Source organism: Bacillus sp. LR--39 (assembly GCF_053613335.1).
Genome location: NZ_JBSIOT010000812.1, coordinates 1 through 734, shown reverse-complemented (window position 1 = coordinate 734; position 734 = coordinate 1). Strand labels below are relative to the sequence as shown.

Below are 734 nucleotides of genomic sequence, written 5' to 3'. Positions count from 1 at the left end.
GAAGTGGGATGCCGGGAAAATCGCAACATGATCTCGGTCGCCGAGAATTTCTCCTGTCAGCGCATCCACTTCCCGAATCCGTTCGATTTCGTCACCGAAAAATTCAACTCTGATACAATGCTCATCACGGGATGCCGGAAAGATTTCCACTACATCCCCGCGCACACGAAATGTACCGCGCTGAAAGTCGATATCGTTGCGGGCATATTGGATGTCTACAAGTTTTCTGAGCAGCTCGTTGCGCTCAATTTCCATTTCAGTCCGCAGTGACACGACCATTTCCCGGTATTCCTCAGGCGAACCGAGGCCGTATATACAAGACACACTCGCAATAATAATGACATCTCTGCGCTCAAACAAAGCTGATGTGGCGGAGTGTCTCAGTTTATCAATTTCATCATTAATACTAGCGTCTTTCTCTATAAATGTATCCGTTTGAGGCATATACGCCTCCGGCTGATAATAATCATAGTAGCTGACAAAATACTCGACAGCATTGTTCGGAAAAAATTCCTTGAACTCACTGTAAAGCTGTCCAGCAAGGGTTTTGTTATGGGCAATCACGAGAGTCGGTTTATTGACTTCTTTAATCAAATTGGACACCGTAAATGTTTTCCCAGTTCCTGTCGCACCCAGCAGAGTCTGATGCTTCTTGCCCTCCTGAATTCCTTTTACAAGCTTTTCAATGGCTTTCGGCTGATCTCCCTGGGGCTGATATTTCGAGACTAACTCAA

Annotated in this window: 1 protein-coding gene; it reads right to left on the bottom strand. The window is 45.8% G+C overall.

What is annotated here, in order from left to right; genetic code table 11:
• Positions 1-734 (bottom strand): DEAD/DEAH box helicase family protein (locus tag ACWHAR_RS26700; protein WP_452088379.1); only part of this gene is annotated, 734 nt, incomplete at both ends.